This is a genomic window from Rhizobium sp. PP-CC-3G-465 (genome assembly GCF_004343445.1).
Taxonomy (GTDB): Bacteria; Pseudomonadota; Alphaproteobacteria; order Rhizobiales; family Rhizobiaceae; genus Ferranicluibacter; species Ferranicluibacter rubi.
The window spans coordinates 1162591-1188049 of the sequence record NZ_SLYH01000001.1 but is presented as its reverse complement, the minus strand read 5'-3'; the positions used below and the strand labels follow the sequence as shown (position 1 = coordinate 1188049).

Sequence of the window (25459 nt, the reverse complement as noted above, 5' to 3'; positions counted from 1 at the left end):
TTGCGAAAAGCGATCCGGCTAACCGATCAGCCCTGTAGATGGGGCGTGTTCACCAAGGGTTAAAGGCGGATTTCCGGGCTCTGTCCACAGACCTCGGAAATAGTTTTCACCACCGCCAACTTTTCCGCATTACGCCCTTGTGCCCCCCAAATCCTTTTGCTAAACGCACCCCTGCCGGAGCAATTCGGCTCTACCACGATGCGGTCGTGGCGGAATTGGTAGACGCGCAGCGTTGAGGTCGCTGTGGGGCAACCCGTGGAAGTTCGAGTCTTCTCGACCGCACCAAAAGAAACCGGCTTATGCCGGTTTTTTTGTGCCTTGTCATTCGGCCGGTCGCTGGGAGTCCGATTTCCAGACCCTGTACGGCGACACAAACTCTCTCTTTAGATTCGCTGCATTGAGAGCCAGCATTCATCGCTCCCTTCGCAGGTATGGAAATCGTTCGGACTTACTAAAAGTGGCGGTAATATTGCGTTAAATACTATGTAGTGATGCGCGGCCGAACCGCATCTTGCCGGCGCGATCCACCGCGATCATGTCCCCGTCGCAGATCCCCTCACGCGTGAGGCTGTGGCCGGAGACGCGCCACCAGAAGGTGGAGGGCTCGTGCCGCACGATCCACGCAATCGGATCGACCACGTCCTCCAGATCATCGGCGGGCGGCGAGGGAAAGCCGGCCGGCACCCTGAGGCTGGAAACCTTGACGACAGAGCGCACGTAATCGAGCGCAATCGGCGACAGCGTCGGGTGCTGGAGCATGACGAATGAGATCCGATGTTTGTGTGTCCGGAAGCGTTGATGGGCGCTTTCGTTCTGCAAATGTTCTCATTGGGCGGAGGAGTCAAGGGGGAGATCACTCCAAGGAACACGCAGCACGCCCGGCAATGCGTGCGACATCGATTCGGCGATCACCGGGATATAGAAAAACAATAGTCAATGCTCCTTCTAGAATAGTTCAGACATCAAGTTAAATAGTTTCTCAAGTATCTGGCGTAAACGGCTGGCTGCCTCCGGAGAAGTCAGAATATTAGTGCTGACGCCATAGCCTATTGACGTGATCGCGCTGCCGACGAAGCCTGCCAATGCTAGGAGACCTTTCGTCGTTTTCTTTCGCTTCACCTCGCCTGATTTGGCTGAGACGACTTGGATTGCTCTCGCCTCGTTTAGTTCAACTGCCAAGTATTCGCCTGTTCTGACAGCAGGTTCTGTTAACACGTTCTCGGCGTCACTACTTCTAAAGGCTTTCGATGCTACATCCGCAATTTCTTGAATTGCCGCTTCGGACATCTTGTCAGGGTCAGGCAGCGGTGCCGGTAGGGGAGCTTGTGCGTCGAGAGGCGCTGGTTGGGCCGGCTGAAGTCGAGGCCTGAGTGCCTCATGGTTTGTGCACAGCTTGTGCAATCCGTTATGGGTACTGCCAGGCCAGCTTACGTCTTCATCCATATCGAGGTATGAGCGAATGTCATCTATGCTATCTGACAAGATATACCAAGAAGCAGGTCTTGCAGAAACCTGGTCGATGAAATGTGATAGATCAAATCTGATCGCGGCACCTAGGTTGTTCGGAAGCGAATGAAAAGCATCCAACAACTTCTTCGCGAGTGTCTCTTGTGCTTCAAGTCGTCTATTCAAGTCAAATTCATCAGGGAATGGTGGTGACGCGCTAGGAGGGCTGTCTTTCGCAGTGATCATGCCGTCTTCAACAACTGCAGCCATCGGAGTGGCTGCAATGATGCGGCGTTTAACTTCGTCATTATCGGGAGGAGAGAGTTTGTCTTTTAATGATTGAAGGAGTTTTATAAGTTCAGGGTCGCTGCGAAGCCCGTTCCATTTACGCAAGTCAGCGTATTGAGTCTCCATGAATCCATAAGGCAGCTTGGAATTGTCTAGACGAACGTGGATTAGTTTTTTCTCTGCTTGCGCACGAGAGGCTTCTTCAGTGACTGCAGCCGATTGTACACTGAAAACTGTCCATAATGTTAAAACAACTTTAGTCTCAGTGATTTTGTTGTCAATTGCCTCCCGCCAGTTGTCTCCAATCGCAATGTCCTGATCCCACCACGCCGAAATGCCCTCATCCAGCAAAATTGCTTTAATGAGTTTTGCAGTTTCTAGATCTTGGTGGGCGTAAGAAATAAAGACACTATGCTGCATATTTGGTGCAGCCTGCTCCATAGCAGGGTTTTTCTCATCTTCTGCAAAGCTCTCGGATGGTTCCTTTACGATTGCCCAGTGGCTCGGATACTCAAGGCCGTTTGGTAAAACAATCCCGGTGTCTCCAATCATCTCGTTAATTTGTCGTTGATTCAGACCGTCAGCAAAAGCAGTAACGTCATGGTACCTTTCGGAAGAGATCTTTGCACCAGCTAATCGTGCTTTTGATAAATTCGCACCAACTAAGTATACATTCGATAGATCTACGCCTCGAAGGTCAGACTTTCTTAGGTCGCACTGGTCAAGCGATGCGTGGTGTAGATTTGTTCCCTTCATATCTGAGTTTGCCATGGTTGCGGTCGAAGCTTTTGCAAAACTCATATCAGCGTCAGTAAGCTTGGTACCAACCATTTGAGCGCCCATGAGGATTGAGTGTGTTAAATCCGCTCCTTCGAGATTGGCGCCGGTTAGAAGCGCTCCCCGAAGGTTCATGTACGCTAAATCAAGACCGCGAAGATCCGCGTTCTTGAGGCTCGGCACAAAGTACCGTTCCTCCCGCCGAGCATTCCATGCTTCGCTCCCCTGTTTCACCCACCTCATGTGTGTAGCGTTAGCCATCAGTTCCATCCCGAGTTCATTAGCGAAACTGAGAATGCGGATCGCCGATAGACTAACTGATAGCCTCTTCGCTGGATTCAACCAAGCGTAGCCTATTAACTACCAAACGTTTTATTCTAGAATCAGGAAGTTCTGTAGAGCTGCCTGTGTTTGCGAGACAAAATGCACTACATCTGATCCCCAGCGGGACTATAAGTATGTGCTTTAATTGCTGTAAATTCGATCCAAGGATCTTCTCGAGCGCACCAAAAGAAACCGGCTTACGCCGGTTTTTTTGTGCCTTGTCCATTGGGTTAGACCCAATGATGCCATTGGCTGGCACCTTCATCATCCGGTCTTCAGCGCCTTCTCATAGCGCTTCACCAGCCGCTCCCGCTTCAGCCGCGACAGGCGCTGCAGCCAGAAGATGCCGTTGATCTGGTCGATTTCGTGCTGCAGGCAGACGGAGAGCAGGCCTTGCGCTTCCTCCTCGCGCCAGATGCCGTCGAGCATCTGGTATCGGACGGTCACGGTTGCGGGCCGCTCCACCTCATCGGTGAAGCCCGGCATGGAGACGCTGCCTTCCATGTGGCGCGTCGTTTCCGTGGAGGCGCTGGCGATCTCCGGATTGATGAAGATCCGTGGACCCGTCTTCTCGTCTGTCTCGATGACCGTGACCGCCTTGAGGAGGCCGATATGCGGGCCGGTGATGCCGATACCAGGCGCCGCGCGCATGGTGTCGAGCAGATCGGCGGCGAGCGCGGCGAGGTCACTGTCGAATGTGGTGACAGGCTCTGCCGGCGTCTTCAGTCGGGTGTCGGGGTAGGGGATGATCGGTCTGATTGTCATGCGAAGGCTCCGGAGTCGTGAGGATAGGGCACGTGTGCCGGCTTCCTCTCGCCCCTATATCACCGGGGTACCCGGTGCGTATCGGTATCCTCGCCCTGTGACGACGCGAAGGCGAATTCGGAGGTGATTTGTGAGGTCTTGCAACAGGTTGAACAAATCTGCCCGATATGGCGCGCATGCGCGTCATCTTCGGTAGACCCACGCCTTTCCATGGTCTAGCAGGGAGTGCGGCCGGCCCTGGTTTCCGGTCTGTAACCATCGACACACTGGCAGAGCCTTCCCTCAAGCCCCGGGCATCGCTCCGGCGCCCGGAACGGCTGAACGATCGCGAGGCGGGCAGATGAGCAACACCGGCGACGATATGGATACGCGCGTTCTCGATGCGGACGATGCCTATGATGGGGCTGACATCTATGCCGAGGATGGATCGGTTCGCTCCGATTACCTGATGCATGTCGGCGCCGCGATCGCCGACCGCGATGTGCTGTATCTTCGCCAGCACGTGGCGCGTCTGCACGCGTCCGAAATGGGCGACCTTCTCGAAGCCATCAATCCCGAGCAGCGCCGCGCGATGGTCTCGCTGTTGGGCGACGATTTCGATCTCTCGGCCCTGACGGAGGTGGACGAGGCGATCCGTATGGATATCGTCGAGCACCTGCCGAACGAACAGATCGCTGCGGCGCTCGGCGAGATGGATTCGGACGATGCCGTCTACATTCTCGAGGATATGGACCAGGAGGATCAGGAAGCGATCCTCGCGAAGCTGCCCTTTACGGAACGCGTGCGCCTGCGCCGCTCGCTCGATTATCCCGAATCGACCGCCGGTCGGCGCATGCAGACGGAGTTCGTCGCGGTGCCGCCGTTCTGGACGGTCGGGCAGACGATCGACTACATGCGCGAGGACACGGAGCTTCCCGAAAGCTTCACCCAGATCTTCGTGATCGACCCGACTTTCCGCCTGCTCGGCACCATCGACCTCGACCGCATCCTGCGCACCAAGCGCTCGGTGAAGATCGAATCGATTATGCGCGAAACCAACCATCCGGTGCCGGCCGAAATGGACCAGGAAGAGGCGGCGCAGGTTTTCGAGCAATACAACCTGCTTTCGGCCGCCGTCGTGGACGAGAATCAGCGCCTCGTCGGCGTGCTGACCATCGACGACGTCGTCGACGTCATCCAGGAGGAGGCCGAGGAGGACATCATGCGCCTCGGCGGCGTCGGCGACGAAGAACTGTCCGACACGGTCCTGGATACGTCGCGCTCCCGCGTCGTCTGGCTGATGGTCAACCTGTTCACGGCCATGCTGGCCGCCTCCGTCATCGGTCTCTTCGACAAGGCGATCGAGCACATCGTCGCGCTCGCCGTTCTCATGCCCATCGTCGCCGGCATGGGTGGCAATGCGGGTTCGCAGACGATGACGGTGACGGTGCGCGCGCTTGCGACACGCGATCTCGACATCCACAACGCCTTCCGCGTCATCCGGCGCGAGGCAGGCGTCGGCCTCATCAACGGCGCTCTGTTCGGCCTGCTCATCGGTCTTGCTGCCGGCACGTGGTTCCAGAGTGCAGATATCGGCGGTATCATCGCGACCGCCATGCTGATCAACATGATCGCCGCGGCGCTGGCCGGGATCTTCATTCCCCTGCTGCTCGACAAGTTCGGCGCGGACCCTGCCGTGTCCTCGGCCGTCTTCGTGACGACCGTGACGGACGTCACCGGCTTCTTCGCGTTCCTTGGTCTCGCCTCATGGTGGTTCGGCATTCACTGAAGGAACGCGCGCCGGCTCTTCCCGAACCGATCTGGCGCCGTCATCGCAGATACACGTCGATCTGTTCGTGCGCATTGACTTTTACGTAAATGTCGCTCAGGATTTCCGTCTGGCAGATGAGGCATGGTTTGGACAAGTATTATACCATCACAGAACTGACACGGGAATTCGGTGTCTCGACGCGCACGCTTCGTTTTTATGAGGACGAAGGGCTGATCCATCCCGAGCGGCGCGGTCGCACGCGCTTCTTCCGCTCGACGGACAGGCATCTGATCAAGGAGATCCTGCGCGGACGGCGGATCGGCTTCAGCATTGCGGAGATCCGGGAAATCATACAGATCTACAAGGAGCCGCCGGGCGAGGCCGGGCAACTCCGCCTGATGATGAAGCGGCTCGAGGACAAGCGCACGGAACTCATACAGAAGCGCCGCGACATCGAGGAAACGCTCGAGGAAATGAGCAATGTCGAGGAAGCCTGCCTGACACGGCTGGCAGAAATTGGCGTCGGCACCTGATCCCGCCCAATATCGTTACATGATTTTCGCCGCGACAGACGTCTGTCGCGGCGTTTTCTTTTGCGGTGTTACTCCTGCGCCTTCATCGTGCATTGCGCCGCAATGTCGGCGACCCGCGCATCCGTGCGCCCATCGATCAGACCCCGGTCCAGTGGGTCGAGCAGGTTCTGCTCCACCAGCCTGTCGAGCGTGCAGCCGCAGAAGCGCGTGCAGAAGGCCTGCGTCTGGTCGCCGGTGCAGGTCGCCATGCAGCTGGACTGGAAGGCTGGTCGCGGATCGGGCCGGGGTGCCGGATAGACCATGGCGAAGAGGGCGACCAGCGAGAACAGCAACGGCTGATGGATGAGGTAGATCGGCAGGCTGTGCCGGCCGGCGAAGGCAAGGCCGCGCGCGAGTCGGTTGGGCTGACGCTCTGACGGTCCTGCCCTGTCGAGCCATGTCGAAGCGAGCGCGATGCGACCGAGTGCGATGCCGGTCAGGAACGGGGCAAGCCACGGCAGGAGCGGGACGTAATCGTTCGACCGTGGCAGCGTTTCCGACAGCCCGACCCACCAGAGCGCCGGCGTATCGAAGAAAGCCGACCGCAGGTAGAGCGGCGCGACGAAGGCGGCTGCAGCCGTCAAAAGCGCCACGGCCACCGGCAGGCGGAGAAACACAAGGCCGATCAGGCTTGCCGCCGCGATCGAATGGAGAATGCCGAAGAAGATGAAGCCCGAGGGAAAGGCGAACCATGTGGCGATGCTGATCACGGCAGCGGCAGCGGCGATCTTTCCGAAGCGGATCAGGAACGGGCCACCCCGAAAGCGGGGGAAGTGGCCGAGCACGAGGCTGAAGCCGGCGAGCAGCAGGAAGCTGCTGGCGATACCCCGCGCATAATACTTGAACAGCCCGGTGCCGACGGTTCCCGGCGCGAGATAGCCGAAATATTCCAGATCCCAGGAGAAATGATAGCTCGCCATGGCGAGGATGGCGATTCCGCGAACGACGTCCAGCCAGCCGAGGCGGCGGCGCGCGGGACGCGTCTCCGTCGGTGGCAACGAAGAGGATTCGGGAGATGATTGTGACATCAGTTCGGTACGCGACATGGGAAATTCCCCTAAAACATGCTCGGCGGACGGTGGAGCCGGTAGCGAACCGGAGCATGCAGGATCGGCAGGATGAAAGATTTATGGATTTCAGCCTCTGAAATCATGGCTCCAGCAGCGCATCCCGCGCTTCGGAGAAGAACTGGCGGCGGAAGAGGACGACGATGACGACGCAGGTGGCGCCCATCAGGATATAGGGGCTGACGAACCAGCCGAGATAACCGATCGACAGGAAGATGCTGCGCAGGCCCGCATTGAAGTGCTTGGCGGCAACGACATTCATCCGGATCGCCCGCTCGGCTGCCCGTTCCGCTGAGGCCCGGTCCACCCTTGTTTCCGACAGCATGGGAATGCCGCCGATCAGGATCGAGCAATAGTTGAACAGACGGTAGGACCATCCGAACTTGAAGAAGGCATAGCCGAAGATGCAGGTCAGCCCGCCGACCTTGAGCTCGAAGGCCGTGCGGCCACCCTGGAAGACATAGGGAAGGTCGTTGAAGATCGCCTGCGCCTCCATCGCACGGCCGAGCAGGGCAAAGCAGCCGCCGAGCGCGAAGATGCAGGTGGATGCGAAGAAGGCGGTGCCGGCCTGCAGGCCGGCGATGATCTGGGTGTCGATCATTTTCAGGTCGCGATTGAGCGAATTGAGGATCCAGCGGCGCCGGCGCTCGATCATCAGGCGTGACAGGCTCGTCCGGCCGAAGACGGTGCGTCGGTCCGTCACCCAGACATAGCCGCCCCATAGAGCCGCGAACACGAGAAGTGCGATATAATCGACCAGAACCATGCGGCTCTTGTGGCATGCTCGCCCGAAAAAGCAATATGCTGCAAAGCAGGGCGGATCTGCATGTCGCGCGCACCCCACCGGATGTCGGTCGGTCACCGCCCGACGAGGCCGGCAATGGCCTATGGTCGGCCATGAGGAATGCGCAGATCCGGCGCAGATCGGGGTTTCGATGTTTCTTTCGGTTTTCGACGTCTTCAAGATCGGCATCGGCCCGTCGAGCTCCCACACCATGGGGCCGATGTCGGCGGCCAACCGCTTTCTCGAGCTGATCCTGTCCCCGGATTGGCCACGTCCGGCTGGTGCAGCTGTGACCTCCATCACCGCAAGCCTTCACGGCTCGCTCGCCTATACCGGTATCGGCCACGGCTCGGGCAGGGCGGTCGTCCTGGGTTTGATGGGCGAGCGCCCCGACAGGGTGGATCCCGACCGCATGGACGGGATCATCGAGGCCGTCGAGCGGACCGGAGAGATCACGCCGCCGGGTCATCCGACATACCGGTTCCAGCCGAAGATCGATCTGGTCTTCGACAAGAAGGTGCCGCTGCCCGGCCATGCCAACGGCATGTCCTTTTCGGCCTTCGACAAGGACGGTCGCCTGCTCCTGAAACGGATATACTATTCCATCGGCGGCGGCTTCGTCGTGACGGACACGGAACTCGAAGCCATGCGCGCCTCCAAGACCAAGCCGGGCGGCGTCAAGGTGCCCTATCCCTTCGCCAATGCGAAGCAGATGCTGGAGATGGCGGCGCGGTCGGGTCTCTCGATCGCCCAGATGAAGCGCGCGAACGAAGAATGTTCCATGTCGCGCGAGGAGCTGGATGATGGCCTCGACCGGATCTGGGCCGCGATGAGAAGCTGCATCGACCGTGGTCTGGCGCAGGAAGGCATTCTGCCGGGTGGGCTGAAGGTTCGCCGTCGCGCCGGGATGATCCATGACAAGCTGGAGCAGGAGTGGCGTTCCAACAAGGTCAATCCGCTGCTGGCGAACGATTGGCTGAGCGTCTACGCCATGGCCGTCAATGAGGAGAATGCGGCCGGCGGCCGGGTCGTGACCTCGCCCACCAACGGCGCGGCCGGCGTCGTGCCGGCGACCATTCGCTACTACCTGCATTTTCACGAGGATGCGGATGATAACGGCATTCGCGACTATCTCCTGACGGCCGCCGCGATCGGTGGCATCATCAAGTTCAACGCCTCGATCTCCGGTGCCGAAGTCGGCTGTCAGGGGGAGGTAGGCTCGGCCTCGGCCATGGCTGCCGCCGGCCTCGCCGCCGTCATGGGGGCGACGCCGGAGCAGATCGAGAACGCGGCGGAGATTGCGCTGGAGCATCATCTGGGAATGACCTGCGATCCGGTCGGAGGGCTGGTGCAGGTGCCCTGCATCGAGCGCAACGCGCTCGGTGCCGTCAAGGCGGTGACGGCGGCGTCGCTGGCCCTGAAGGGTGACGGCAGCCATTTCGTGCCGCTGGATGCCTGCATCGAAACCATGCGCCAGACCGGTTTCGATATGCACGATAAGTACAAGGAGACCTCGACTGGCGGTCTCGCGGTCAACGTCGTCGAGTGTTGAGGGAGCACGCCTCTTGACGGCGCTGCAGCAACGGTGTTGAACGCGCCATCATGGCCTTGCATCTTCTCAAGCTTTGCGTCGGCGCAACTTCGATCGACGATCTGCGCGATTGGGTCGCCCAACGGGCGCTGAACGCGATGTCCGCCGGCCACGCGCCCCACTCCTTCCACACCACCCGCATGGTGCCGAAGCGGATGGAGGAACTGCTGGACGGCGGCTCCCTCTACTGGGTCATCAAGGGGCAGGTGCAGGCCCGCCAGCGCCTGCTCGACATCACCACCTTCACGGACGGCGAAGGCATCGGGCGCTGCAATCTCATCCTCGGGCCCGAGGTCATCGATACGGATTTCCAGCCAAGGCGCCCGTTCCAGGGCTGGCGCTACCTGACGGAAGCCGATGCGCCGCGCGACCTCGCCTCCGAGACAGCCGACATGCCGAGCGAGCTGCGCCGCGAACTGACCGAACTCGGCCTTCTCTGAACGAAACCGCCTGAACGAGAAAGCCCGCCGGTGGGAACCACGCGGCGGGCGTTTCTTGTTGGCTTCTGAGCCGGATGCTACTTGATCCGAAGTCGTACCGGGCGGCGCGAGGAGGGCGCCGTGACGTGGAGGTGGATCGAAACATCCGGCTGCGTCGAGCGCCAGGCCCGGGCGCCATGGGTGAGAAGCATTCCCACCAGATCCTTGGTTTTCGATCGGGGCTTGGCCCTGAGTTCTGCAATCCGCATCGCCGCCTCGTGGAGCGGATGAAGTCCCCGGCGCGGGGCGCGGCGGACCTTGTTGTCAGGAGCCAGAGGTGCTCCCGAGCCATTCTCATTCATCGACATGACTGACCCCGTTTACGCAAAACAAATCCGAGGAGGAGACCGGCAAAACTGGGACGTGCCGGTGCTCGAAAGACGGGGAAGGTCGGCATCGTCACCGGCCTGCCCTTAAGCGATCGTTTACTGAGCGGCAGCCCAGCAGGCGAAGCCCTTCTTCTTCAGGGCGGAGCAGGCATTGATGGCCTTGTCCTGGCTGGAGAAGCCGCCGAAGCGAGCGCGGTACAGCTGGCTGCTGCCGCTGGAGACGGCGACGGTGAAGGGCTTTGCGGCAGACAGTGCCTTGCCGCCCTTTTCCTTGGCATTGCCGAGAAGGGTCATGGCCTGGCCCTTGTCCGGCGTTGCGCCGATCTGGATGATCCAGCCGGAAGACGGTGCAACGACCTCATCTTCGGTAACAGGTTCGGAGACCTTCTTGGCGACGGAATTGGTGACCTGACGGTCGATCGTGGCGTTGGTGCCGAGGGAGGCCAACTTCTGGCTCTGGGCTTCCAGCGTGTTCGGCTTGGCCGCGAGAACCGGATTGGCGCTGACCTTGGGTTCGGCGGCGTAGGCGACTTCGACGCTGCGGGTCGTTTCTTCGCTATAGCGTGCGCCAGGCAGAGGACCGCTATTGGGCAGGTTGAAGCTGCCGCCGGTGACGGCTGCGGTCGAGACGGGGCGCTGTTCGGTTTCCGAAAGGGTCGGCGCATCCTGCGTTTCCGCAACGAGATTGCCGCTGCCGCTGCGCGAGGCTGCCGGCATGTACTTGGCAACGAGAGCCCGCATCTGGGCGTCGCGGGCGCCGCCCGACTTGCCGCCGAGCACGACGCCGACGATGCTGCGGCCATCGGCCTGGGCCGAGGTCACGAGATTGAAGCCGGCCGCACGGGTGTAGCCCGTCTTGATGCCGTCGACACCGCGGACATTGCCGAGAAGCCGGTTGTGGTTGCCGATGACCTGCTTGCCGAAGCGGAAGCTGCGGGTCGAGAAATAGCTGTAATACTGCGGAAAATGCTGGCGGAGTGCCATGCCGAGGCGTGCCTGATCGCGGGCCGTCGTCATCTGCCGGTCGTTGGGCAGGCCGTTGGCATTGCCATAGGTGGTGCGCGTCATGCCGAGTGCACGGGCCTTGCTGGTCATGATCCGGGCGAAGCGGTCTTCCGAGCCGCCGAGAAGCTCGCCCAGTGCCGTCGCAGCGTCGTTGGCGGAGCGCGTGACGAGCGCCTGGATGGCCTGCTCGACGGTGATCGTCTGGCCGGCGCGCACGCCGAGCTTGGATGGTGGTTCGGCAGAGGCCTTCTTGGAGAAGGGAACGGGCGTATCCTTGCGGACCTTGCCGGCTTCCAGCGCTTCGAAGGTGAGGTAGAGGGTCATCATCTTCGTCAGCGACGCGGGATAGCGCAGGCTATCGGCATCTTCGCTGTAGAGCACCTTGCCCGTCTTCGCATCGACGACGATGCCGGCGTAATTGGCTGCCAGGGCAGGTGCTGCGAAAACACAGACCGCCACGACGGAGGCAACGATCATACGTGAAGCCGCTTTGAAGAATGGGGTCGGCTGACGCTCGGTGGAACCGTTCAATGTTGGCATGGACACTACGCTTCTCTTCATTCTCAGATCAAAAATTGTCGTCCGGGCATCGCCCCCCTACGGACGACCGTTCTCTAGACTTTATCCTCACAGCGTTACCAATCGGTTTATGATGAAGGATTGGTTTCGAAATCGGCACAGATGCCGCGCTGATCATCGTCAGCGAACCAGCTTCGCCTCGACGAAACGGAGAACAGCCTCGTCGATGGCGCGCCATTGTGGCAGCAATTGGCTGGAGAACCGGTAAAGCACGACAAGGTCCTGGCCCGCGTGAACATCGCGCTGGCAGTCCGCACTGGTCGCAAGCTCCGCACGTTCCGGCAGGATGCAGCGAACGCCGTAATCTCCAGCGGTCCCTGCGGTGCCGGAAGGTCCGGTAAAGAAGATTTCCGCGCCGTAGCCGGATCCGGCCTTCATGCGGTGCGCCGTCAGCCCCGCAGGCCCTACAGACGGATTTCCCTCGAACAGATGCCTGTAGATCGGGCCGATCCGGCCCGACATATCCCGTGACATGGTGCTCTGAGAGATCTGCAGGAAGATCAGGCCGTCCGTGCGTGTGACATCGTTGAAACGGTTCCGCGTCTCGTCGCTATAGCCCTGCATCTCCGGCCATGTCGCATAGATGTCGACACGCTCGGCAGCGCCCGTCTGGCGTTGCTCGGCAAAGCGGATGTGATTGGAAGTCAGGCGCAGGTGATCCGTGCCGATCACGATATTGTTGTCGTCCGTGCTGGTGGTGTTGCCGCCAAGGGCGAGCGTTGTGCCGATGCGCTCACCACCGATGCAGATCGCGACCGTCAGGCCGGCGAGCAGTCCGAGCATCAGGCCGGCGCGCAGGAGAAGGCGAGAGCCCGGATGCCCGATGGCTGGGCCGGATGCTCCGGATGGTGCAGCGAGCTCTGATGAAGTGGTCATCCGATCGTCCCAGCATCCCTCCCGGCGCGGCGCGCGCCTGTGTCGTGTCGACACAGGATCGATGGGCACGGATGAACGAACCGCAAATCGATACGGGATCAGGCTGGGGCAAGAAGGTTAATTTTACGTAAATCCGATGTACCGCAGACCGGGCATGAAAAAGGCCGGCTCCGGGGACAGCGGAGCCGGCCGAGAGGGCCGCCGGTGACGGGGATCACCATGCAGACCCAAACTCAGGGTCGTAGAGAGTAAGCGTTGTCGCGGTCCTACTGGGTCCGAACGCTACCGACTGCCACAGCGCGGCCGTCCTGAAGCTTGACCCACCGGCCGGCATTGTCCACCGCCTGGCGCTTCAGGTAGGTGTATTCGGTATCCGACCAGATCAGCACCTTGCTGCGCATGTTGTCGAGAATGAAGTCGCCACGGTCCGTGCGCACGGTCAGCACGGCATGGCCATCGCCATTCGGCTGGAGCACGACGGTGATCAGGAGGTTGCCCGGCGCGATGCCGGCCTGCATCAGTTCGCGACGCTTCAGGAGAACGTAATCCTCGCAGTCGCCGACGGTATCCGGGTAGGCCCAGTGCTCTTCGACACCGTAGATTTCCTTGTCCGTCATCGGCGTGATCTGTTCGTTCACGTCGTAATTGACCTCGAGAATGGTCTTCCAGGTCTCGCGCGTCAGCGTCAGCGGTGCGGCCTTGGTCGGGTTGGCGCGGCATTCGTCCGGTGCCGTGCGGCAGAATTCATAATGGCCGACAGGCGGGTTGGTCGGGCCCTCGGTCTCCATGTTGGCTGGGAATGCGAATGCGGAGGTCGCCAGGGCGAGAAAGCCGAGTGCGCCGAAGATGCCTGCCTTGAAGCTTTTTGTTTTTGTCATTGTCCGTGTCCCCGTTACAGGCACAGAATGACACGGATCTTTTGACCTCAGCCAAAAATGCGAAGTAAAACAAAGTACAAATACGGATCAACTGAATATAAAAGACGCAGAAAATTAGATTTGTATTTAAATAGTGTTTGAGGAGATTTTGTTGAAAATTTGAGCCATCTAGGTAAGTGGAGGCCCGTAGAATTTAAGTAAGCCACTGATTTGATAAGGAAAAATTGTAAATGCTGATAGGCCTATGTTTGCCGGCCGTTCGAGGTCATGCTGCGGAAGCGCGTGCTTTCTAAAGAAAGCTCACGTCCAGTAACGAGAAACAGGCCGTGTTTTTGTTCATGATCTGGTTAGGATAATCTGGAAAGACCATTTTCCGTCTTTTCACGGGCACATCATCCGCACCGATGAAAGATACCCGCAACGGCGCGTCGAATCCCTATCGGTAGACAGGCGGCGCACGATCGCACAGCGCGTGGTTCGGACGCGCGCGATACGAAGACGGACTACATCCGTCGGGTGTCGATGAGAGAGAGTTCTAGAGAAATTCGCGCAGCGTATCGCGGGACTGGACGCCCAGGAACTCGATGGCGACGCCTTCCTGGAAGTGACGCACGATGCGTCCGCGCATGTTGCCGAGCAGCATGGGCGTGCCGAGTTCGAAACGGAATTCCGTATCGACGGCAGCGCCGGAGAGCGAGAGGTCGATGATGCGGCAAGCGTAACGCGTACCGTCTTCCAGCGTGATATCCGTATGGGTCTTGCGCGGCGCCAGTCGGTCGTGGCGTCGGTCTTCCGGTAGGCCGAGTTCGTGCTTGTTGGCAATCCAGGTCAGCTGGGCCGCAAGCTTGTCGCGCTTGCGCTCGGTTGCGTTGATGCGGACCGTGAAGGAGCCGTCGGCCAGCCGCGATACCAGGCCTTCGATGCGGCCGACGTGATCGACATAGGCAATCACACGTTCGCCGATCCGCGGACGCGCGGTCGTTGCGAGGAAAACGTCGCCGGGCGACATTTCCGTCGCAACACAATCATATTCGTCATGACTGGCCAGCATCAGGCGGCCACTGAGGTTCACGGTGACGCGCTGAAACGCGCCTTCATCATGCGGCTTCGACGTCGCGGCTTGAGATTGATTGAAATTGAACATTGCGACGCGCCCATGGACCTTGCGTCATCACGAATACTAGACACGGGTTAATAGAGTCTTCGAATGCAACCTTATCGACCCTTGCCGCCGTCCATGACCGAGAGGTGCATGACCCGGGCGATCACCTGCCGAAGCGCCGAATCGCGCGTCTGTGACGCGAAGCTGCGCGCGACCGTTGCACGCGCCGCGACCTCGGCCATGGGCGCGTTCCGATCCGGATAGTTGATGTGATCGAGCGAGAGAAAGGGCAAAGGGCGAGCGCCGATCCAGACTGGTCGCGAGAGGGGTGTCAGCGAGCCGAAGATCCGGTCGGTCTGGCCATCGCGTGACCGGAGCGGCAGAAGGACGAGTTCCGTATCCAGTTGCTCGCCCTGCGTCGTCATGCCGGATGCGGTGATCACCGCGGGTTCACCTGCGAGCATGACCCGGCGCGTGACGGCGGACAGCTCTTCCATGTCGGAGGCAGACCAGAGACTGTCGAGCCGGGCGCCGCGCAGTTCGCGCACGAACAGGGAGCAGAGGCGCGTACCTGCCAAACGAAATCGGGGGGAATCCACGCGGCCATGCGTTGCCTCGGCCTCCTCGAGAATGAAGACATCCGGCAGGGCATGGCGGATCGCGCCGGGATCCAGCTGATCGCGGCACGGAATGCGGCCGTTGCTGCGAAGGCTCTGCCAGTACCGGAAAATGTCGGCGGATGTGCGCGTCTTCATGTGGATCGTCCCGCTTTGGTGCACAACCGTCCCGCATCGGAGCGATGGGGGACGTATTGGCGCTTTGCAGGGATAGCCTCGCAAGTCCCGTGCCACAGAGGATGTTAAGGATAATGAAGCGTTTCGATCACAGGGAGGTTGGGGGACGGAGAGAAGGGTCCACGGTGAACGATACGTCCTCTTCCTTACGGACTTGTCCAAGCGAGAGAGCGGTGCTTGCCAGCTGCACCCGGGCAGGGGATAACCGCCGCTCGCATCCGACGATCGAAAGCATATTGCCATGACCGACCAAGACAACGTGCCACCGCCCGGCACGCCGCGACATTCCGGAGTTCACACGAGTGATGGACGCGCCACCGCGGGAGGTGATACGGCGCAGCCGAACCTGCAAGGTGCCAGCGATACGGACGGGCAGGCGACGGACCGTCCGAGCGAAGCCGGATATGATTCGGTGCCACCCGCCCTTGAACCAGCTGCTCGCGAGCCAGCCTTCAACCTGCCATCGAGCCTCGTCTGGATCCTGACGGTTCTTGTCGTCATCCATGCCGTACGCATGTATCTCCTCTCGGTCGAGATCGATGACGAGCTGATCTTCAATTTCGCCTTCCTGCCCGCCCGCTACGATCATGCGCTCTCGGAGCAGGGCCTCGCATGGCTCTGGACGCCGGTCACCTATTCCTTCCTGCACGGGTCCTGGGAACATCTCATCTTCAATGCCTTCTGGATGCTCGCTTTCGGCGCGCCGGTCGTTCGCCGGATTGGCGCCGGCAGACTAGCAGTCTTCTGGTGTCTTTCCGCCATCGCGGCTGTCGGGTTTCACCTCGCGCTTCACTGGGGCGACATGACCGTTGTCATCGGTGCTTCCGGCGTCGTCGCCGGCCTGATGGGGGCGGCCGCGCGGTTCGTCTTCTCGCCAAGCGGCCGCATCAGCCGCCAGTTCGCCCATCGCAACCCGCGACTCAGCATAAGGGAGGCTCTGTCCAATCGATCGGTCCTCTTCTTTGCCGGCGTCTGGTTTGCCACGAACCTTCTCATCGGCCTCGGCCTGTTCACGCTGGATGGTGGTGCCGGCATCGCCTGGGAAGCGCATATTGGTGGCTTCCTCTTCGGCTTCCTGTTCTTCGGCCTGATCGACCCACCGACCGGATATGACGAGCGCGTGCAGCAGGACTGAAGGCCCGACCTGAAATTTCGGTCTCCTGCATTTCCGTTTTCGCGACGGATGGGGTATTCTCCGCCTGCGTCAAACTGTCTCAGGCGCATCGGAAACGGGAGGTTTCGAATGACGGTGAAGAGGATACTGGACGAGAAGGGCCGCAAGGTCGTGACCATCGCACCGGACATGGCGGTGCGGGAAGCCGTCGCGCTTCTTGCCGAAAACCGGATCGGGGCCATCGTGGTGCTGGATGAGCAGCAAGCGATAACCGGCCTGCTGGCAGAGCGCGACGTGGTCGCCGCCGTCGCGCGGTATGGCGCCGAATGCCTCGACCGAACCGTGGCAGAGGTCATGTGCCGGGATGTCCACACCTGCGAAGAGGAGATGGAGATCGAGGCTGTGATGGAAATCATGAACAGTCGCCGCGCCCGTCACCTGCCTGTCGCCCGCAATGGCCGCCTCGTCGGCATCGTCTCGATCGGCGATGCGGTGCGCAGCCATATCCGCGCGATCGAGCATGAGACCCGCGAGATCAAGGCCTATATTGCCGGCTGACTCCGTGAACGGGAGGCCGTCGCACGCGATCAGCGCAACACGGTCTCCTGAAGGCGCTTGAGTTCGGTCAGGCGGTTCTTGGTTTCGACATAGCCGCGATCGATCGCCTCGCCGGCACGGTGGAATTCCGACAGGCCGATATCACTGAGCTTTGGATGCAGCGACAGATCCGGCGGATCGCCGGCGAGCTTTGCGCGCGAGATGCGGTCCTGGATGACGTTGAAGGCCTGAACCATGACGCTGGTCATGCCGAGGCGCGCGACGGGCGTTGCCGTCTGTTGGGGTTCGGGATGGGCGACGGGATCGCCGGCCCGCAGCTTGATGACGGCCGAACGACCATAGAGATCGTACTGCAGATTGACGGCCACCACGAGCGGCTGCTCGTAGGCGCGGCACACCGACACCGGAACCGGGTTGACCAGTGCGCCATCGACCAGCATGCGGCCGTTGCAGCGGATCGGCTCGAAGATGCCGGGCAGGGCGTAGGATGCCCGCAAGGCAGTGATCAGCGACCCTTCGGTGAGCCAGACTTCATGGCCTGACTTGATGTCGGTGGCGATGGCGACGAAGGGGCGGCCGAGATTTTCGATCAGCACATCGTCAAGATGTTCCTGCATGCGCTTGGTCAGCCGCAGCCCGCCGAATAGCCCGCCGCCGCCGATGGCGAGATCCAGCAGTCCGGCAATCCGTCGCATCGTCAGAGATCGGGCGAAGGTCTCCAGTTCGTCCAGCTTGCCCGCGAGATAGCAGCCGCCGACGAGGGCGCCGATGGAGGTTCCTGCGATCATGCCGACGGGAATGCCTTCCTCGTCTAGCGCCCGCAGCACGCCGATATGCGCCCATCCACGGGCAGCGCCGCCGCCCAGCGCAAGCGCGATCCGTGTTTTTTCCGGAGCGACGGTCAAGGTCTGGCCGGTTCCTTCCTGCTTGTGGCGGGCAGGCGCGCTGCCCATGCCATCATGGGGTGCCGGATTTTCCGCATCCGTTCCATGTCGAGAGAATGTCTAGTTCAGCATGGGGCACCTGTCCACCAAAACGGCCCAGCCTAACCGAAGACATTGGCCTATCCTGATTCATTACAGCGCCAACTGCGTTGAAACTTCGTTTAACGCCGCAAGAACTGTCTCAAATAAAAGCAGATGCTCATTTCTTGTCGTAGATCGTATCGGGATCGAAGTGCCTGATATCGTCGCGGACGGTGAGCGTCACCGCACCATCCGCGATGTCCACGGAGCGGTAGAAGCACGAGCGCCGTCCCGTGTGACACGTCGCATCGTGGCCTGCGACCTTGACCCTCAGCCACACCGCATCCTGATCGCAGTCCGTCCGCAGTTCAACCACCGTCTGAAGATTGCCCGACGTTTCGCCCTTCTTCCAGAGCGCCTTGCGGGAACGACTATAGTAATGCGCAATGCCGGTTTCGACGGTGAGCGCCAGCGCCTCTGCGTTCATGTGCGCCACCATTAGCAGCATCCCGTCTTCCGCATCCGTCACGACAGCCGTCACCAGCCCATGCGAATCGAACCGGGGCGTGAAAGCGAGCCCTTCTTCGAGCTGGGCATGATCGGGCGATGGCTGGGCAAAAACGAGAGACATGAAAGGAACTCCGGCTGAATCGAATAAGCGCGCTCCGTGGATACGCGTCATTCATAGATTTTACAGCCTGCCAGCGAGCGCGACAATGGCGCTCTCCAAGGATGCGACCAAACATGAAGAGGGCCGGCACGCAGTGCGTGCCAGCCCTGTCTTCGTTCAGCGTCAATGAGGGATCAGCGAAACCCGCGCACCATCGACAGGAAGCGTGCCTGCTCGGCCGCATCCGTCTTGAACGCCCCGGTGAACGTCGTGGTCAGGGTGGTCGAACCCTGTTTCAGCACGCCGCGCATGGCCATGCACATATGCTCGGCCTCGATCATCACGGCCACGCCACGCGGGCGCAGCGTTTCATTGATCGCACCGGCGATCTGCGCCGTCATGGTTTCCTGCGTCTGCAGCCGGCGACCGAAGATATCGACGACGCGGGCGATCTTGGAGAGACCGAGAACGCGGCCTTCCGGCAGATACGCGACATGCGCGTGGCCGACGACCGGCAGCATGTGATGCTCGCAATGCGAATGGAAGGGGATGTCCTTCACCAGCACGATATCGTCGAAGCCGGCGACTTCCTCGAAGGTGCGACCCAGCACGTCCTCTGCAGCGAGATCGTAGCCGGAGAAGAGTTCCTTATAGGCTTTCACCACGCGCTTCGGCGTATCGATCAGGCCTTCGCGCTGCGGATCGTCGCCGGCCCAACGCAGGAGAACACGAACGGCATCCTCGGCTTCCTTCTGCGACGGCCGACCGTCGACGTCCGTTTGCGACGGAAAATTCTTCACGATGGCATCCATGATGGCCTCTGCTGCGTGGCGCGTAGCTTGACGTTGATCTTTACGGACAACTCGCCACTCACCGGTCGCCTGCGCATGTCGTCAGGCTTCGGCTGCCGTTGGCGGGCTCCGGGGCTTTGCGGAAAGAGAGGTCAAGGCTCTCTCCCGTTCGGCACGGTTCCCCAAACAACAGGCGACAGCAGCGGCTCTGCCCTGTCGCCTTTTCCGTCGCTACCATATAATATATGCCAAGGTGTGTAAAAGAGCTCGACGCGACGCCCTGGTTCTTTTTTCCGCTATGGTGGAGAAAATCCTCCGCCTGCTTCTTATATCCACGCGAAATCATATCGATTGCCCGTTCGACCTGCGGACGGACCTGCCAGCGGGATGGCCGTATCATGGATGACATCTACAACAGCCGCATTCTCGAATTCGCCGGAAACATTCCCCGCAGCGGGCGTCTCGATCCGGCGGACGCCGAGGCCTCCGCGCATTCCAAGCTTTGCGGCTCCAAGGTCAAGGTGACCATTCGCCTAGCTGACGGCCATATCACGGATTTCGCCCATGACGTCAAAGCCTGTGCACTGGGGCAGGCCTCCTCCTCGATCATGGCGCGCAACATCGTCGGCGCGAGTGTGGAAGAGGTGCGGGCCGCACGCGAGGCGATGCTCGCCATGCTGAAGGCTGACGGCGAGGGACCGGACGGCCGGTTCGCCGACATGCGCATCCTGCGGCCGGTCAAGGATTACAAGGCCCGCCACGCCTCGACCATGCTGACCTTCGATGCGGTCGTGGATGCGATCGGACAGGTGGAAGCCGCCCGGTCGGCAACGTCGGAACGGCAAAAGGCGAGCGTCTGACCATGTGCGACGGCAAGGCCGACTGCCGACACGAGGCCAGGCAACCCGGCCCGTATCGCGGCCGCAACTGGCGGGGGCCATTCCCACGGACGCCGGGACGCCTTGCTGGCATGGCGCTGATCCGGCTTTATCAACTGACGCTGTCGAGCTTCATCGGTCATGGCTGCCGTCATATCCCGACATGCTCGGAATATGGCTATGAGGCGATCGCCCGCCACGGCCTCTGGCCCGGCGGCTGGATGACGCTCTACCGGATCGCCCGTTGCGGCCCCGGCGGCAAGGGTGGGCTCGATCCGGTGCCGCCCCACCTTGGTGGTAGATTGCGCTGGCTGGCGCCCTGGCGCCGCTCTTCCTGAGGTCGGGACGCGATCCTCACCTCTTTCCACGTGCCGAAAATGCCTTTATACCGCGCGCGTTCATACAGAAGACCGTTTGCGCCCGCGCCCCGGCCGCACCCGGTCTCATTCATCGCATTCCCCACCCGCATTCGTTGGCGGGACTGGATAGGAGAAACAGCATGTCCGTCGCCCTCACATTCCCCGATGGCTCCATTCGCGAATACGCGCCCGGCACGACCGGCCGCGAGGTCGCCGAGTCGATTTCCAAGTCGCTGGCCAAGAAGGCCGTCGCCATCGCGCTCGACGGCACGTTGCGCGACCTGTCCGATCCGGTCGAGAACGGCCGCCTTGAAATCGTCACCCGCGAAGACCCGCGCGCGCTGGAACTGATCCGCCACGATGCCGCCCACGTCATGGCGGAGGCCGTGCAGGAGCTCTGGCCCGGTACGCAGGTGACGATCGGACCGGTCATCGAGAACGGCTTCTATTATGACTTCGCGAAGGCGGAGCCCTTCACGCCCGACGATCTGCCGAAGATCGAAAAGCGGATGAAGGAGATCATCCAGCGCAACAAGCCTTTCACCAAGGAAGTCTGGCCACGCGACAAGGCCCGTCAGGTGTTTGCCGACAAGGGCGAGGCCTACAAGGTCGAGCTGGTCGATGCGATCGCCGAAGGCCAGGACCTGAAAATCTACTACCAGGGCGACTGGTTCGACCTCTGCCGCGGGCCGCATATGGCATCCACGGGCCAGATCGGCACAGCCTTCAAGCTGATGAAGGTGGCCGGCGCTTACTGGCGCGGCGACAGCAACAATCCGATGCTGACCCGCATCTACGGCACGGCCTGGCACAGCCAGGAAGACCTCGACCACTATCTGAACGTTCTCGCCGAAGCCGAGAAGCGCGACCACCGCAAGCTCGGCCGCGAAATGGACCTGTTCCATTTCCAGGAAGAGGGCCCGGGCGTCGTTTTCTGGCACGGCAAGGGCTGGCGCATCTTCCAGACCCTCGTCGCCTATATGCGTCGCCGTCTCGCAGGCACCTATCAAGAGGTCAACGCACCGCAGGTTCTGGACAAGTCGCTGTGGGAAACGTCCGGCCACTGGGGCTGGTACCGCGACAACATGTTCAAGGTGACGGTCGCTGGCGACGATACGGATGACGATCGCGTCTTCGCGCTCAAGCCGATGAACTGCCCGGGCCACGTGCAGATCTTCAAGCATGGCCTGAAGTCCTACCGCGAACTGCCTATCAGGCTTGCGGAATTCGGCAACGTCCACCGCTACGAGCCCTCGGGCGCGCTGCACGGGCTGATGCGTGTGCGCGGCTTCACGCAGGACGATGCGCATGTCTTCTGCACCGATGAGCAGATGGCGGCCGAATGCCTGCGCATCAACGACCTGATCCTCTCGGTCTATGAGGATTTCGGTTTCGACGAGGTCGTGGTCAAGCTTTCCACGCGCCCGGAAAAGCGCGTCGGTTCCGACGAACTCTGGGATCGCGCCGAAAGCGTGATGACGGATGTGCTGAAGACCATCGAGGCACAGTCGGAAGGCCGCATCAAGACCGGCATTCTGCCGGGCGAGGGCGCTTTCTATGGCCCGAAGTTCGAATATACGCTGAAGGATGCCATCGGCCGTGAGTGGCAGTGCGGCACGACGCAGGTCGACTTCAACCTGCCGGAACGCTTCGGTGCTTTCTACATCGATAGCAACTCGGAAAAGACGAAGCCCGTCATGATCCACCGCGCCATCTGTGGCTCGATGGAGCGGTTCCTCGGCATTCTCATCGAAAACTTTGCCGGCCACATGCCGCTCTGGGTCTCGCCGCTGCAGATCGTCGTCGCCACCATCACGTCCGAGGCCGATGCCTATGGCGAGGAAGTGGCCGAACTCCTGCGCGAGGCTGGCCTTACGGTCGAGACCGACTTCCGCAACGAGAAGATCAACTACAAGGTCCGCGAACACTCGGTCACCAAGGTGCCCGTCATCATCGTCTGCGGCAAGCGGGAAGCGGAAGAGCGTACCGTCAACATCCGCCGTCTGGGTAGCCAAGCCCAGACGCCGATGACGCTCGATGACGCTATCGCAAGCCTGGTGGACGAGGCGACACCGCCAGACCTTCGCCGCAAGGCAGAGGCCAAGAAGGCACGCGCTGCAGCGGCTGCGGTCTGATCATCTCAACGGACAATGAACAAAAGCCGGGCCGCAGGGTCCGGCTTTTATCATTTCACAGGGTACGTGTTGCCAGCTCAATCCTGGGCGTTGGCAGGCGCGACGGCTGCGGACTGGGCGCCCGGTTGTGCCGCCGTGTTCGACAGCAGCACCTCGACATCGGCATTCACGCCGGCCGTCACGGTGAAGTCGCGCTGGTAGATCTTCTCGTTGTTGCGGGCGACGGCGCTATAGTCGCCTTCGGCCAGTACGAGCGTGGGAAAGGCACCGACGCTTTCGCTGACTACGTCGCCGGATGCGGTCAGGATCGACCAGGCCGTATCGGCGATCGCCTCGCCGCCGGGCTCCGCGACCAGTTTCAAGGTCAGTTTGGCGGCCCGGTGCTGAATCGTCGCTTCGGTCAGCTTACCCGCTTCCACCTGGATATCGGCGCGGATGACGGCATTGACGGACCCGTAATTCGAGACGACGTGATAGGTGCCGGTGTTCAGCCGCACGACGGTGCTGGGCTTCACATCCGCCACCACCAGCGCCCGCTCGCCGTCTCCCTTCACATCGGAAGAGAAGATTGAGAAGGAAAGCTCGCCCTGCGGGATACGAACGTCCGCGCCCGAGACGGCGTTGAGCGTGACGCCGCCTGCGTCGAGCACCAGTACTTGCCGTTCGAAGCTGCCGGTTTCCGCAACGCGGATCTTGCGTGTGGCGCCGGCACGCCCGAAGGCCACGTTGACGAAATATTCGCCCGGCACCAGCTGAAACGCGGCCGAACCGCCCTGCGACGTTGCGACCAGCGGTAGCTTGCCGTCGGAGCCGGGAATGGGGCTGAACACGCGCCATGTCAGGCCCTGCTCCACGGCACCGCCCTTGTCCTTTAGAAGTGCCTCCAGCCGCACGTCGCGGGTGGTCGGTCCGTGCGCGGCTTCGCTCGGGATGACCGGGCTGAAACTGTTCAGCTTGGGCATCTTCGTCGGTGCGGAGATCGACGGAAAGCTCTTGAAAGGATCGTCCTGAACGTCCTGCGCCCATGTGCTGCCAGCCGTGCCGCCAGCCGCGCCGAAAGCAATCATGGTAGCAAGGGCAAGGCCCGGGCGAGGGGCCGGGGGCAGGCAGCGAAGAAGAGCCGGGTAACGCATGATACGGTTGACTTCCTGACGAGGTGGCTCCACTTGAGACGCCGGTATGGCGAATTCGTGGCTACCGGCAATGGACCTCACCTGCGGCAACCTACTGCATAATGTGCAGGACCGGTACAGGGTTGCGCAAGGTTAAAGCATCTCCGTTGTGCATATCGGTATGCGGCGCCACGTTCGGGCCTTCGTGCCAAGGCATTCCGGCCGGCGGATGACGTCGGCAGCAGACGACATTCCGGCATGCGACGGCCTCCGTCGCAGGGCCGCTTCCGTGAAAGTGACCGACATGACGACGGCTCCCGGCCTCAAGGACTACCTCGCAACGCGCCGCTCCATCCCCGCCTTCCAGATGTGCGAACCCGGACCCGGGCAGGCGGAGATCGAGGAGATGCTGACGCTTGCCTCGCGCGTTCCCGATCACGGCAAGCTCGCGCCCTGGCGCTTCATCGTCTATCGCGGCGAAGAGCGTGGCCGGATCAGCGCGGACCTTGCCCGCCTGGCGCTGGAAGCAAAACCGGATCTCTCCGAGGAGATGATCAAGGTCGAAAACACGCGGCTGACCCGCGCGCCGGTCGTCATCGCCGTCGTCAGCACGGCCGCGCCGCACGCCAAGGTGCCGGAGTGGGAACAGATCATGTCGGCCGGTGCCGTCTGCCTCAACCTGCTGATGGCTGCTAACGCGCTTGGCTATTGCTCGAACTGGCTGAGCGAGTGGTTCGCATTCGATCAGCGCGCCTTTCCGGTTCTCGGCATTCGGGACAATGAGAAGGTCGCCGGCTTCATCCATATCGGTTCGCCGCAGGTGCCGCCGACGGAGCGTCCGCGTCCGGCGCTTTCCGACATCGTCACCTGGGTCGGCAGCGACTCGTAAAGGCTCTGTGATGTTTTATCCGACCGACACCAACGCCCACGGCCTGCCGCACGATCCGTTCAAGGCCATCGTCTCGCCGCGGCCGATCGGCTGGATCGGCACGCGGGCAAAGGACGGCAGCCTCAATCTCGCGCCCTATTCCTTCTTCAACGCCATCTGCGATATGCCGAAGATGGTGATGTTCTCGTCTTCGGGGTGGAAGGACACGGTCCGCAACATCGAGGAGACCGGTGTCTTCACCGCCAGCTTCGTCAGCCGTGACCTTATCGACCCGATGAACCGCTCGTCGGCCCCGTTGCCGCATGGGGAAAGCGAGTTCGCCGCCGCCGGTCTGACGCCGGTCGATGGAAACCTCGTTGAGGCACCGTTCGTCGGCGAGGCCTATGCCGCGCTCGAATGCCGGATGACGGAGATGTTCCGGCCTAAGACCTTGTCGGGCGAGCCCGCCGAAAACCATGTGGTCATCGGGCAGGTGGTCGGCATCCACATCCGCGAGGAAGCCCTGCGAGACGGTCGCTTCGACATGGCGAAGGCGCGTCCGGTCGGCCGGCTTGGTTATATGGATTATGCCGACGCTGGCGATGTCTTCGAACTGGTTCGCCCAAAGCGCTGACCTGTAGAGTCGGGCACCCACTCAGAAAT

Annotated in this window: 26 protein-coding genes and 1 tRNA gene; 12 read left to right on the top strand and 15 right to left on the bottom strand. The window is 61.2% G+C overall.

The genetic code is table 11. The features are described from left to right. Window positions 1-200: 200 nt before the first annotated feature. A tRNA-Leu gene (locus C8J33_RS05510) sits at window positions 201-285 on the top strand. Window positions 286-474: 189 nt separating this feature from the next. On the opposite strand, the gene C8J33_RS27310 is transcribed toward C8J33_RS05510, so the two are convergent. The 3 genes from C8J33_RS27310 to C8J33_RS05495 all read right to left on the bottom strand — a co-directional run bounded on the left by C8J33_RS27310 (window position 475) and on the right by C8J33_RS05495 (window position 3600). Further along, window positions 475-759: a LexA family protein gene (locus tag C8J33_RS27310; protein WP_207904009.1), complete on the bottom strand. Its 285-nt coding sequence runs from the start codon at window positions 757-759 to the stop codon at window positions 475-477. A 186-nt stretch (window positions 760-945) separates the two neighbouring features. After that, window positions 946-2772 carry a toll/interleukin-1 receptor domain-containing protein gene (locus C8J33_RS05500; protein ID WP_207904008.1) on the bottom strand — a complete coding sequence of 609 codons (1827 nt, stop codon included), beginning with the start codon at window positions 2770-2772 and terminating at the stop codon, window positions 946-948. Window positions 2773-3099: 327 nt separating this feature from the next. Continuing rightward, window positions 3100-3600 carry a peptide deformylase gene (locus tag C8J33_RS05495; protein ID WP_132663403.1) on the bottom strand — a complete coding sequence of 167 codons (501 nt, stop codon included), beginning with the start codon at window positions 3598-3600 and terminating at the stop codon, window positions 3100-3102. A 340-nt stretch (window positions 3601-3940) separates the two neighbouring features. Between C8J33_RS05495 and mgtE the strand changes: the two genes are divergently transcribed. Then, the gene (gene mgtE, locus C8J33_RS05490) at window positions 3941-5368 is read left to right on the top strand and encodes a magnesium transporter (protein ID WP_132663402.1); all 1428 of its coding nucleotides are present in this window, start codon (window positions 3941-3943) and stop codon (window positions 5366-5368) included. A gap of 128 nt (window positions 5369-5496) precedes the next feature. Then, on the top strand, window positions 5497-5883 hold the full coding sequence (locus tag C8J33_RS05485; protein WP_092936147.1) for a MerR family transcriptional regulator: 387 nt from the start codon (window positions 5497-5499) through the stop codon (window positions 5881-5883). Window positions 5884-5951: 68 nt separating this feature from the next. On the opposite strand, the gene C8J33_RS05480 is transcribed toward C8J33_RS05485, so the two are convergent. Then, on the bottom strand, window positions 5952-6950 hold the full coding sequence (locus C8J33_RS05480; protein ID WP_132664464.1) for a DUF1624 domain-containing protein: 999 nt from the start codon (window positions 6948-6950) through the stop codon (window positions 5952-5954). A gap of 121 nt (window positions 6951-7071) precedes the next feature. Further along, on the bottom strand, window positions 7072-7755 hold the full coding sequence (locus tag C8J33_RS05475; protein ID WP_110798767.1) for a DUF599 domain-containing protein: 684 nt from the start codon (window positions 7753-7755) through the stop codon (window positions 7072-7074). A 169-nt stretch (window positions 7756-7924) separates the two neighbouring features. Between C8J33_RS05475 and C8J33_RS05470 the strand changes: the two genes are divergently transcribed. Continuing rightward, on the top strand, window positions 7925-9325 hold the full coding sequence (locus tag C8J33_RS05470; RefSeq protein WP_132663401.1) for an L-serine ammonia-lyase: 1401 nt from the start codon (window positions 7925-7927) through the stop codon (window positions 9323-9325). A 50-nt stretch (window positions 9326-9375) separates the two neighbouring features. Continuing rightward, window positions 9376-9804 carry a DUF1489 family protein gene (locus C8J33_RS05465; RefSeq protein ID WP_110729634.1) on the top strand — a complete coding sequence of 143 codons (429 nt, stop codon included), beginning with the start codon at window positions 9376-9378 and terminating at the stop codon, window positions 9802-9804. A gap of 77 nt (window positions 9805-9881) precedes the next feature. Here the strand turns inward: C8J33_RS05465 and C8J33_RS05460 are convergent, their stop codons facing one another. From C8J33_RS05460 to C8J33_RS05435, 6 genes are all read right to left on the bottom strand, one after another. Next, complete coding sequence (locus C8J33_RS05460) at window positions 9882-10151, bottom strand: hypothetical protein (RefSeq protein ID WP_132663400.1); 270 nt, start codon at window positions 10149-10151, stop codon at window positions 9882-9884. Window positions 10152-10268: 117 nt separating this feature from the next. Further along, entirely contained in the window at window positions 10269-11744 is a 1476-nt protein-coding gene (locus C8J33_RS05455) for a D-alanyl-D-alanine carboxypeptidase (RefSeq protein ID WP_422038058.1), read from the bottom strand. Between the two features lie 132 nt (window positions 11745-11876). Further along, window positions 11877-12632 (bottom strand): hypothetical protein, encoded by a 756-nt coding sequence (locus tag C8J33_RS05450; RefSeq protein WP_110798769.1) that lies wholly within the window; start codon window positions 12630-12632, stop codon window positions 11877-11879. A gap of 266 nt (window positions 12633-12898) precedes the next feature. Beyond that, window positions 12899-13510, bottom strand: coding sequence for a transglutaminase-like cysteine peptidase (locus C8J33_RS05445; protein ID WP_110798770.1), 612 nt, complete (start codon window positions 13508-13510; stop codon window positions 12899-12901). 535 nt (window positions 13511-14045) lie between these two features. After that, window positions 14046-14654: a PilZ domain-containing protein gene (locus C8J33_RS05440; RefSeq protein WP_110798771.1), complete on the bottom strand. Its 609-nt coding sequence runs from the start codon at window positions 14652-14654 to the stop codon at window positions 14046-14048. A gap of 71 nt (window positions 14655-14725) precedes the next feature. Next, a complete protein-coding gene (locus C8J33_RS05435) occupies window positions 14726-15367 on the bottom strand; it encodes a PAS domain-containing protein (protein ID WP_165929736.1) in 642 nt (213 codons plus the stop codon). A 280-nt stretch (window positions 15368-15647) separates the two neighbouring features. On the opposite strand from C8J33_RS05435, the gene C8J33_RS05430 reads away from it, so the two are divergent. Both C8J33_RS05430 and C8J33_RS05425 read left to right on the top strand, forming a co-directional pair. Beyond that, window positions 15648-16541 carry a rhomboid family intramembrane serine protease gene (locus C8J33_RS05430; RefSeq protein ID WP_132663398.1) on the top strand — a complete coding sequence of 298 codons (894 nt, stop codon included), beginning with the start codon at window positions 15648-15650 and terminating at the stop codon, window positions 16539-16541. Window positions 16542-16649: 108 nt separating this feature from the next. Further along, window positions 16650-17078: a CBS domain-containing protein gene (locus C8J33_RS05425; RefSeq protein WP_132449289.1), complete on the top strand. Its 429-nt coding sequence runs from the start codon at window positions 16650-16652 to the stop codon at window positions 17076-17078. Window positions 17079-17107: 29 nt separating this feature from the next. Here the strand turns inward: C8J33_RS05425 and C8J33_RS05420 are convergent, their stop codons facing one another. The 3 genes from C8J33_RS05420 to folE all read right to left on the bottom strand — a co-directional run bounded on the left by C8J33_RS05420 (window position 17108) and on the right by folE (window position 19465). Next, on the bottom strand, window positions 17108-18031 hold the full coding sequence (locus C8J33_RS05420) for a patatin-like phospholipase family protein (RefSeq protein ID WP_132663397.1): 924 nt from the start codon (window positions 18029-18031) through the stop codon (window positions 17108-17110). A 190-nt stretch (window positions 18032-18221) separates the two neighbouring features. Then, entirely contained in the window at window positions 18222-18674 is a 453-nt protein-coding gene (gene hisI, locus C8J33_RS05415; protein WP_132663396.1) for a phosphoribosyl-AMP cyclohydrolase, read from the bottom strand. A gap of 173 nt (window positions 18675-18847) precedes the next feature. After that, the gene (gene folE, locus C8J33_RS05410) at window positions 18848-19465 is read right to left on the bottom strand and encodes a GTP cyclohydrolase I FolE (RefSeq protein WP_132449287.1); all 618 of its coding nucleotides are present in this window, start codon (window positions 19463-19465) and stop codon (window positions 18848-18850) included. 374 nt (window positions 19466-19839) lie between these two features. Between folE and C8J33_RS05405 the strand changes: the two genes are divergently transcribed. The 3 genes from C8J33_RS05405 to thrS all read left to right on the top strand — a co-directional run bounded on the left by C8J33_RS05405 (window position 19840) and on the right by thrS (window position 22816). Then, a complete protein-coding gene (locus C8J33_RS05405; protein ID WP_132449321.1) occupies window positions 19840-20304 on the top strand; it encodes an iron-sulfur cluster assembly scaffold protein in 465 nt (154 codons plus the stop codon). Window positions 20305-20306: 2 nt separating this feature from the next. After that, entirely contained in the window at window positions 20307-20660 is a 354-nt protein-coding gene (gene yidD, locus C8J33_RS05400; RefSeq protein WP_132663395.1) for a membrane protein insertion efficiency factor YidD, read from the top strand. Between the two features lie 161 nt (window positions 20661-20821). Then, window positions 20822-22816, top strand: a complete 1995-nt coding sequence (gene thrS / locus C8J33_RS05395; protein ID WP_132663394.1) for a threonine--tRNA ligase — start codon at window positions 20822-20824, stop codon at window positions 22814-22816. 77 nt (window positions 22817-22893) lie between these two features. Here thrS and C8J33_RS05390 read toward each other — a convergent pair whose 3' ends face one another. Next, window positions 22894-23949: a hypothetical protein gene (locus C8J33_RS05390; RefSeq protein WP_132663393.1), complete on the bottom strand. Its 1056-nt coding sequence runs from the start codon at window positions 23947-23949 to the stop codon at window positions 22894-22896. Window positions 23950-24232: 283 nt separating this feature from the next. On the opposite strand from C8J33_RS05390, the gene C8J33_RS05385 reads away from it, so the two are divergent. After that, entirely contained in the window at window positions 24233-24817 is a 585-nt protein-coding gene (locus C8J33_RS05385; RefSeq protein WP_132663392.1) for a nitroreductase family protein, read from the top strand. A 10-nt stretch (window positions 24818-24827) separates the two neighbouring features. Further along, on the top strand, window positions 24828-25430 hold the full coding sequence (locus tag C8J33_RS05380) for a flavin reductase family protein (protein ID WP_132663391.1): 603 nt from the start codon (window positions 24828-24830) through the stop codon (window positions 25428-25430). Window positions 25431-25459: the final 29 nt, after the last annotated feature.

Excerpts from the sequence above, each read along its gene's own strand:
- C8J33_RS27310 (WP_207904009.1), bottom strand. The coding sequence starts at position 759 with ATGCTCCAGCACCCGACGCTGTCGCCGATTGCGCTCGATTACGTGCGC.
- C8J33_RS05500 (WP_207904008.1), bottom strand. The coding sequence starts at position 2,772 with ATGGCTAACGCTACACACATGAGGTGGGTGAAACAGGGGAGCGAAGCA.
- C8J33_RS05495 (WP_132663403.1), bottom strand. The coding sequence starts at position 3,600 with ATGACAATCAGACCGATCATCCCCTACCCCGACACCCGACTGAAGACG.
- mgtE (WP_132663402.1), top strand. The coding sequence starts at position 3,941 with ATGAGCAACACCGGCGACGATATGGATACGCGCGTTCTCGATGCGGAC.
- C8J33_RS05480 (WP_132664464.1), bottom strand. The coding sequence starts at position 6,950 with ATGTCACAATCATCTCCCGAATCCTCTTCGTTGCCACCGACGGAGACG.
- C8J33_RS05475 (WP_110798767.1), bottom strand. The coding sequence starts at position 7,755 with ATGGTTCTGGTCGATTATATCGCACTTCTCGTGTTCGCGGCTCTATGG.
- C8J33_RS05470 (WP_132663401.1), top strand. The coding sequence starts at position 7,925 with ATGTTTCTTTCGGTTTTCGACGTCTTCAAGATCGGCATCGGCCCGTCG.
- C8J33_RS05465 (WP_110729634.1), top strand. The coding sequence starts at position 9,376 with ATGGCCTTGCATCTTCTCAAGCTTTGCGTCGGCGCAACTTCGATCGAC.
- C8J33_RS05460 (WP_132663400.1), bottom strand. The coding sequence starts at position 10,151 with ATGTCGATGAATGAGAATGGCTCGGGAGCACCTCTGGCTCCTGACAAC.
- C8J33_RS05450 (WP_110798769.1), bottom strand. The coding sequence starts at position 12,632 with ATGACCACTTCATCAGAGCTCGCTGCACCATCCGGAGCATCCGGCCCA.
- C8J33_RS05445 (WP_110798770.1), bottom strand. The coding sequence starts at position 13,510 with ATGACAAAAACAAAAAGCTTCAAGGCAGGCATCTTCGGCGCACTCGGC.
- C8J33_RS05440 (WP_110798771.1), bottom strand. The coding sequence starts at position 14,654 with ATGTTCAATTTCAATCAATCTCAAGCCGCGACGTCGAAGCCGCATGAT.
- C8J33_RS05435 (WP_165929736.1), bottom strand. The coding sequence starts at position 15,367 with ATGAAGACGCGCACATCCGCCGACATTTTCCGGTACTGGCAGAGCCTT.
- C8J33_RS05430 (WP_132663398.1), top strand. The coding sequence starts at position 15,648 with ATGACCGACCAAGACAACGTGCCACCGCCCGGCACGCCGCGACATTCC.
- C8J33_RS05425 (WP_132449289.1), top strand. The coding sequence starts at position 16,650 with ATGACGGTGAAGAGGATACTGGACGAGAAGGGCCGCAAGGTCGTGACC.
- C8J33_RS05420 (WP_132663397.1), bottom strand. The coding sequence starts at position 18,031 with ATGGGCAGCGCGCCTGCCCGCCACAAGCAGGAAGGAACCGGCCAGACC.
- hisI (WP_132663396.1), bottom strand. The coding sequence starts at position 18,674 with ATGTCTCTCGTTTTTGCCCAGCCATCGCCCGATCATGCCCAGCTCGAA.
- folE (WP_132449287.1), bottom strand. The coding sequence starts at position 19,465 with ATGGATGCCATCGTGAAGAATTTTCCGTCGCAAACGGACGTCGACGGT.
- yidD (WP_132663395.1), top strand. The coding sequence starts at position 20,307 with ATGTGCGACGGCAAGGCCGACTGCCGACACGAGGCCAGGCAACCCGGC.
- thrS (WP_132663394.1), top strand. The coding sequence starts at position 20,822 with ATGTCCGTCGCCCTCACATTCCCCGATGGCTCCATTCGCGAATACGCG.
- C8J33_RS05390 (WP_132663393.1), bottom strand. The coding sequence starts at position 23,949 with ATGCGTTACCCGGCTCTTCTTCGCTGCCTGCCCCCGGCCCCTCGCCCG.
- C8J33_RS05385 (WP_132663392.1), top strand. The coding sequence starts at position 24,233 with ATGACGACGGCTCCCGGCCTCAAGGACTACCTCGCAACGCGCCGCTCC.
- C8J33_RS05380 (WP_132663391.1), top strand. The coding sequence starts at position 24,828 with ATGTTTTATCCGACCGACACCAACGCCCACGGCCTGCCGCACGATCCG.